The 6,472-nt window shown below is 45.6% G+C and carries 9 protein-coding genes; 4 read left to right on the top strand and 5 right to left on the bottom strand.

The window, feature by feature from the left end:
• Positions 1–120: 120 nt before the first annotated feature.
• Together ICN36_RS11825 and ICN36_RS11820 are read right to left on the bottom strand one after the other, a co-directional pair.
• On the bottom strand, positions 121–345 hold the full coding sequence (locus ICN36_RS11825) for a TIGR02450 family Trp-rich protein (RefSeq protein WP_216228543.1): 225 nt from the start codon (positions 343–345) through the stop codon (positions 121–123).
• A 21-nt stretch (positions 346–366) separates the two neighbouring features.
• A complete protein-coding gene (locus ICN36_RS11820) occupies positions 367–648 on the bottom strand; it encodes a hypothetical protein (RefSeq protein WP_216228542.1) in 282 nt (93 codons plus the stop codon).
• A 164-nt stretch (positions 649–812) separates the two neighbouring features.
• Between ICN36_RS11820 and ICN36_RS11815 the strand changes: the two genes are divergently transcribed.
• A complete protein-coding gene (locus tag ICN36_RS11815) occupies positions 813–1,862 on the top strand; it encodes a fumarylacetoacetate hydrolase family protein (RefSeq protein WP_216228541.1) in 1,050 nt (349 codons plus the stop codon).
• Positions 1,863–1,900: 38 nt separating this feature from the next.
• On the opposite strand, the gene ICN36_RS11810 is transcribed toward ICN36_RS11815, so the two are convergent.
• Both ICN36_RS11810 and ICN36_RS11805 read right to left on the bottom strand, forming a co-directional pair.
• A complete protein-coding gene (locus ICN36_RS11810; RefSeq protein ID WP_216228540.1) occupies positions 1,901–3,490 on the bottom strand; it encodes a rhodanese homology domain-containing protein in 1,590 nt (529 codons plus the stop codon).
• A 47-nt stretch (positions 3,491–3,537) separates the two neighbouring features.
• Positions 3,538–4,512 carry a tripartite tricarboxylate transporter substrate binding protein gene (locus ICN36_RS11805; RefSeq protein WP_216228539.1) on the bottom strand — a complete coding sequence of 325 codons (975 nt, stop codon included), beginning with the start codon at positions 4,510–4,512 and terminating at the stop codon, positions 3,538–3,540.
• A 161-nt stretch (positions 4,513–4,673) separates the two neighbouring features.
• Between ICN36_RS11805 and ICN36_RS11800 the strand changes: the two genes are divergently transcribed.
• The gene (locus ICN36_RS11800; RefSeq protein ID WP_072582937.1) at positions 4,674–4,862 is read left to right on the top strand and encodes a hypothetical protein; all 189 of its coding nucleotides are present in this window, start codon (positions 4,674–4,676) and stop codon (positions 4,860–4,862) included.
• Positions 4,863–4,942: 80 nt separating this feature from the next.
• On the opposite strand, the gene ICN36_RS11795 is transcribed toward ICN36_RS11800, so the two are convergent.
• Positions 4,943–5,233 carry a DUF1330 domain-containing protein gene (locus tag ICN36_RS11795; protein WP_216228538.1) on the bottom strand — a complete coding sequence of 97 codons (291 nt, stop codon included), beginning with the start codon at positions 5,231–5,233 and terminating at the stop codon, positions 4,943–4,945.
• Between the two features lie 60 nt (positions 5,234–5,293).
• Here ICN36_RS11795 and ICN36_RS11790 point away from each other — a divergent pair, with 60 nt between their 5' ends.
• Entirely contained in the window at positions 5,294–5,563 is a 270-nt protein-coding gene (locus ICN36_RS11790; protein ID WP_216228537.1) for a cupin domain-containing protein, read from the top strand.
• Between the two features lie 29 nt (positions 5,564–5,592).
• On the top strand, positions 5,593–6,471 hold the full coding sequence (gene mmsB / locus ICN36_RS11785; RefSeq protein WP_216228536.1) for a 3-hydroxyisobutyrate dehydrogenase: 879 nt from the start codon (positions 5,593–5,595) through the stop codon (positions 6,469–6,471).
• Position 6,472 lies beyond the last annotated feature (1 nt).

Below are 6,472 nucleotides of genomic sequence, written 5' to 3'. Positions count from 1 at the left end.
ACAACTGGGGCTGGTGTCTTTGGTAGTAACCTACCAAAATCTTCAGCGTGCTATTTGAACCGCCGTATGCGGAACCGCACGTACGGTGGTGTGAGAGGGCTGAGGGAGTAATCCCTCACCCTACTCGATCCAGCCTTGCAACCAAAGCTCACTATTGGTGAGGTCGCGCCAAGGGATTTGCGTGGTCTTCTTAGAAAAGACGGCCTCAATTTCTACAAACTCAATTTTTTCACTTGGAGGCTCAGGAAGGATTACCTTACTAACTAAAAAATGCTTTTGTTTGGCAATAGGATTTACCGCTGTCCACTTTGTCAGGAGTAATTTCTTGGGGCTTAATAGATTCATGATGAGTTTCTCAACAAATTCTTATAAAGCAGTGCACTGAAACTCTTGCCCTTGGAGGAGGAGCAATCCTGAAGAGGGTGTGAATGTTGCGCTAGATTGGGTAGTTTGTGCTGGACACTTTTGATCAAAATAACTTTCGTTACCCAAGCTGCCACAGTAATCCAATTTATCGCCTCTAAATTCCATTTGAGCTTTGCGCAGGACCATGGGAATCTTTCCATCGCTAGTGGAGCTGCAATTCCAGCTGGTGTAAACCTCTCGTTCGCAGGCGCATAAGCCCAGGAGGATTAAAAGGCTGGCCATTAGGCGAATGCAGGGAGATGTTTGAGGAAAGGACATAGCCTAAGAATAGCGATTTTCTCAATTTTCTGCCTAAGATTGGAGTTTGGTATTAATATTTACAGCAGATAGTTTAGAGAACGTATCAGCATTAATTAAATACCAATAAAAATATTAAAGGAGACGCTGTGGATACAAATCGAAGAGATGCGCTGAAATTGGGCGCAACTGCTGCTATGGGTAGCATGTTTATTTCTAATGCCATTGCTGCACCAGATGGCCAGCCGCCGATCGTGGTCGAGCCGTTAACTGGTAAAGCTGGACTCAGGGTTGCTAACTACCTTCCAAAAATGGGCGCTACTTCGAGATTGGGCTTGGTAACAAATGACGGAATGGTGGTAGATATTCCTGCTGAAGCAGCTCGTCAAAAAGTGCAATTGTCATTTGATCCTACTTCAATGATTTCTTTGGCCGGTTCTGGTAATAAAGGGTTGCTTGAGTTGGCGACTTTATTCAAAGGCCGTGGAAGTAATTTAACCAATGTTAATAATGTGATTTTGCTATCACCCATCCCTAAGCCACAAAGCAATATTTATTGTGTGGGCTGGAATTATCTTGATCATTTTGAAGAGGGTCTTAAGCACCGCGCTGATACCGCTGTAAAAGAGTATCCAAAGGTTCCAGTGCTGTTTACTAAAGGCACTCAAACCATGAATGGTCCATTCGATAACATTCCTTATGATGCTGGCATCTCCACCATGATTGACTGGGAAGCTGAGCTAGCAGTGGTGATTGGTAAAAAGGGTAAGAATATCTCTGAAGACAATGCAATGGACTATGTCTTTGGCTACTCTGCTTACAACGACACTACGGCACGTGACATTCAGCAAAAACGTCAGTCCGGTCAATGGTTTAAAGGCAAGAGTTTGGATGGTCACGGCCCAATGGGTCCATGGGTTGTTACTGCTGGTGGTGTCAATTTGGATGACACACGCATTATTTGCCGCGTGAATGGTGTTGAAAAGCAAAATGCTAGTTACAGGCAAATGTATTTCAAGATACCAGCAATTATTGCCGAGCTATCGCGTGGCTTAACATTATTGCCTGGCGACATCATTGCAACTGGCACACCATCTGGCGTTGGCGCTGGAAGAACTCCTCAGGAGTTTATGAAGCCAGGTGATGTAATGGAAACCAATATCACCGGCATCGGCATCATCCGTAACAAGATTGTTTAACTGATCAACTCAGTTGCTTTACTGACAACAGCAAGGACCTAGAGGACCCAGAAGTGATGGGTTCCGTCCTTGCCTAGTTGTTCGACTAAACCAAACTCCCAATCAAGATATGCCTGCATCGCTGCAGGGTCTACGCTAGTGCCTTCGTAAGGGCGCTTATAGCGATCCAGAGGGGGTGAGGCTAAGTGACTTGGGCCTTTCTCAAGCTCCAGTCCTGCTTTTATCCAGGCAGCATTTCCACCTTCAAGAATCAGAACTTCAGCATCGGTGAGTGTTTGCAGTTCTTGGGCGGCAAAAGCACTCAGTTCGCTAGGTGCGCTGGTGATGACATAGCGATCTACCTGTGGAATCTTTTTTAAAGCTTCAGTCAGTTGTGAGCGTAGGGCATACCAACTTCCAGGAATATGTCCCTTAACGTAGTTGGCATGTGTACTGAAATCAATGGCAATCGTATTACTATCTGATTTGAGCCAATGAGACACCGTCTGAGCATCTACGGTTTCTATTGTTGGAAGACTTGGTAGAGGCGTCTTCCAGATCCCATTTTCAGAGAGGTCAGAAGGATTTACTCCGTCAAGTACATAGACGTCCCATGCCATTTGTGCCAACCATGAAGCAGGCATATTGGCTCGTACTCCACCACCGCTTGGGTCAACCAAAACAACGCGAGCGCCACGAACTGGGGCAACCATCTCCGTTTCTTGAACTAACTGTCCCCCAGGTACAGATCTAAATTCTGGAAGATGACCCGCCTCATATTCTTCTGGGGTGCGAGTATCAAAGAAATAAGTAGTTCGATCGGATTGTGCTTTCCAGGTCTGGACATCGCTTAGGCTGGCGCGCTTGACACCAGCCCTATCTGCAACTCTGCGAGCACGTTCTGCTGCATCACTCTTTGTAGATTCGCTCACTTCCTGAAATTTTCTGCTTTGACCTTTATCTAATTCTTGACCCGCTAAGGTCCAACCAATCGTGCCATTACGTAGCGCATTGACCTCATTTGGAATGCCAGCATTAATCAGTGACTGAGTCCCGATAATGCTACGTGTTCTGCCGGCGCAGTTCACAATCACTTTGGTCTTTGGGTTAGGGGCTAACTCAGGAAGACGCAGGATGAGTTCTGCACCTGGAACACTAATCCCTGTTGGAATGCTCATGGTGTTGTATTCATCAAAGCGGCGGACATCTACGACCACAACATCTTCTTTGTTATCAATTAATTGCTTTACTTCTTGAGCTGATAAAGAAGGGGTGTGACGTTTGGATTCAACGAATTCACCAAAAGACTTGCTAGGAACATTGACGTCTTTGAATACCTCGCCACCTGCAGCCTTCCAGCCTTTTACTCCACCCTCAAATACAGAAACATCGGTATAGCCTAAATTAACCAAGCGCTGGGCAGCCAATGGTGCAAATCCTTCGCCATCGTCTAGTGTAACGATGGGGACATTCTTTTTGGGTAGCTTGGCAAAAGCATCGATCTCAATTCTGGAAAGAGGAAGGTTTGCAGCAAAGAGAGGATGTTCTTGTGCATGAGGATCTTCTTCGCGCACATCTAATAATGCAATCTCTTCTTTGTTAAGAAGTTTATTGCGAACAAATGAATAATTTTTAGTCTGAATGCTCATGCTGTCTCTTAATTGTTTTGAATGTTACTTTTTTGAATCTATTGTATTTAATCTAACTTGGCGCCGGACTTTTTAACTACTTCACCCCAGCGTGTAATTTCCTGGTTGATGTAGGCGACAAGTTCGGGGCGTGTCATCTTCGGCACAGTCGCCCCCATAGCCGCCCAGCGCTCTTTAATCTCGGGTGAGGCAAGCGCTATCTGCACTTCAGCGCTCATCTTCTCGATGATATCCTTAGGCGTACCTTTAATTGCCCACATAGCATACCAACTCGATACAATGAAATTGCTGATTCCCAACTCTTGAGCGGTTGGCACATTTGGAAATGCATCAACTCTTTTAGAGGTTGCTACTGCTACTGCAATCAGTTGCCCATTCTTGATGAATGGCGCTGCACCTGCGAGTGTGTCAAACATCATATCAACTTGACCCGCCACGAGATCTTGCAATGCTGGTCCTGTTCCACGATAAGGAATGTGCGTAATAAACAGTTTGTTCTGCATCTTGAATAACTCACCGGTTAAATGCTGTGATGTGCCATTGCCTGTAGATGCGTAGTTATATTTTCCTGGATGCTTGCGAATCTCTTCCATGATGGATTTCAAATCATTCTTTGGAAACTTGTTTGGATTCACAACGATGACATGAGGAACGCTACCAATGATCGCGATAGGCTCAAAATCTTTAGTGATGTCATAAGACAGGTTGGTGTACATGCTGGGCGCAATTGAATGATGCACCGCACCAAGAAGCCAGGTGTAGCCATCGGGTGCCATTTTTGCTGCTACTGCAGCACCCAGGGTCCCACCTGCACCACCACGGTTATCAACCACGATAGAGTCGTTTAATTGGGTGGAAAGTTGCTTGGCTAGAGGGCGTCCAAAAGCGTCTACAGCCCCGCCTGGCGGGAAGGGGTTAATAAAGGTAATCGGCTTGTTAGAAGCGGGCCAGGAGCTTGTTTGAGCATTGGCTGAAAGTGCAATTAGTCCGCCAATCAGCAATAGAAGGACATTTCTGAGCATTTTGCGTGTCTCCAAGCTATTTATGAGGATATGAATCTATTGTGGCTGAACACGCTAATATAAGAGTTATCCCTGATTTGGGGGGCGATTTCTTATGCTTTTTATGGGGATATACTGACTCCGCTGTCAGTATAAATATTCATTTGTTAACAGGAGACGAGATGTCACAACACGATACATTGTTGGCTGCTTTTGAGGCGTACAAAGCTGAAAACGAAAAATTTATTGAAAAAGGTATTAAGGCATCTGCTGCTCGCGCACGCAAGGCCTTGCAAGAAATCGCTGGCGCATGCAAAGAGCGTCGCAAAGAAATCACTGCCGCTAAAGAGGCGATGGAAGCTAAGAAGTAATTCTCACTCCAGACTGATTGATAAGCCTAGCTTTAACGAGCTAGGCTTTTTTAATTCCTGAACACTAGTTAATAGTCAATTTAGATAGCTACGCTAAATAGAGTGAGCTTCATAGCTTTGCTACGAATTGGTACAAGCGATTGGTATTCAGAACTATTAGCCCAAGCGTGAGCGTCTTGCGTACTGGGAAATTCCAGCTCTACAAAAGTATTGAAAGATACAATGCCTAATTCATTCCAGAATAGTTCAGCTACCGAGCCACGGTTTTTGATGGAGCCCTTGTAGAGCTCGACCGTTTGCCCAACTTGAGAGCGGTATTGCTCAAAAGCGCTTTGGTCTATCAGTTCCATTAGCCCAATTACTTTAACCATCACGATTCCTTATATAGATTGCCAAATGCCAAGAGAGTATATCCACGCTATAGTAAAGATATGAATACAGAGCAATTTTTACAGATCCTTCATCAGGATGGGTTTCCTCAGCCAGTAGAGGTGCAGCAGGCCCCCAATAGTCACCTAGATGATCACGAGCATCCTTTTGAGGTTAGGGCGCTTGTCATTGAGGGAAGTATCACTATCATCACCAATAGTCAGAGTACGGTTTACAAGGCCGGCGATATATTTCAGTTAAGTTTTAAGCAGCCTCATGCGGAATCGTATGGTCCAGAGGGTGTTAAGTACTTGGCCTCAAGAAAAGAGTAGAGCAGCAAAATAATATAACTAGGAACAATATGAAAATCGGATTTATTGGGCTTGGCAATATGGGTCTACCAATGGCTCTCAACTTACTCAAAGCAGGACATCAAGTTACTGGCTTTGATTTAGTAAAGAGTCAGCTTGATGCATTTGCTGCTGCAGGTGGCATCGTTGCAGACGATGCAAACGCTACTGCAAAAGATGCTGATATATTAATCAGCATGTTGCCGGCTTCACGCCATGTGGAGAGTTTGTACCTTGGCGATACTGGCTTGCTAGCAAATGCCAATCCTAAGACACTTCTGATTGATTGCTCAACGATTTCACCAAAGGTGGCACAAGCGGTTGCCGCTGCGGCCAAGGCAAAGGGTGTTGTCATGATCGATGCACCTGTCTCAGGTGGGACTGCTGGCGCGCAGGCTGGCACATTAACGTTTATGGTTGGTGGTGATGCAAGCGCGGTTGAGTGCGCACGTCCATTGCTAGAGAAGATGGGTAAGAATATCTTTCATGCTGGCACTAATGGGGCCGGGCAGACCGTCAAAGTCTGCAACAACATGATGTTGGGTATTCAGATGCTGGGTACTAGTGAGGCATTGCGCTTGGGAATTGCCAATGGCATGGACCCTAAAGTACTGTCCGACATCATGTCAAAAAGCTCTGGGCGCAATTGGGCATTAGAGTTATATAACCCATGCCCGGGCGTCATGGATAACGTACCATCCTCAAAAGGCTACGCAGGCGGCTTTGGTGTCGACCTCATGCTCAAAGACTTAGGTCTGGCAGTGGAGAATGCGGAGAACCTAGATGCTAGCATCCCACTAGGAAAGCTGGCCCAGCAACTGTATGAAAATCACAGCAAAGCAGGTAATGGTCAGCTGGATTTCTCTAGTGTGTTTAATCTAAAGAAATAAC

Source organism: Polynucleobacter sp. UK-Gri1-W3 (genome assembly GCF_018881595.1).
Taxonomy (GTDB): Bacteria; Pseudomonadota; Gammaproteobacteria; order Burkholderiales; family Burkholderiaceae; genus Polynucleobacter.
Note: the sequence above shows the minus strand (reverse complement) of the source record. Positions and strands in the feature narration are given on the sequence as shown.

Coding starts and splice junctions, on each gene's coding strand:
- ICN36_RS11825 (WP_216228543.1), bottom strand. CDS start 345: ATGAATCTATTAAGCCCCAAGAAATTACTCCTGACAAAGTGGACAGCG.
- ICN36_RS11820 (WP_216228542.1), bottom strand. CDS start 648: ATGGCCAGCCTTTTAATCCTCCTGGGCTTATGCGCCTGCGAACGAGAG.
- ICN36_RS11810 (WP_216228540.1), bottom strand. CDS start 3,490: ATGAGCATTCAGACTAAAAATTATTCATTTGTTCGCAATAAACTTCTT.
- ICN36_RS11805 (WP_216228539.1), bottom strand. CDS start 4,512: ATGCTCAGAAATGTCCTTCTATTGCTGATTGGCGGACTAATTGCACTT.
- ICN36_RS11800 (WP_072582937.1), top strand. CDS start 4,674: ATGTCACAACACGATACATTGTTGGCTGCTTTTGAGGCGTACAAAGCT.
- ICN36_RS11795 (WP_216228538.1), bottom strand. CDS start 5,233: ATGGTTAAAGTAATTGGGCTAATGGAACTGATAGACCAAAGCGCTTTT.
- ICN36_RS11790 (WP_216228537.1), top strand. CDS start 5,294: ATGAATACAGAGCAATTTTTACAGATCCTTCATCAGGATGGGTTTCCT.
- mmsB (WP_216228536.1), top strand. CDS start 5,593: ATGAAAATCGGATTTATTGGGCTTGGCAATATGGGTCTACCAATGGCT.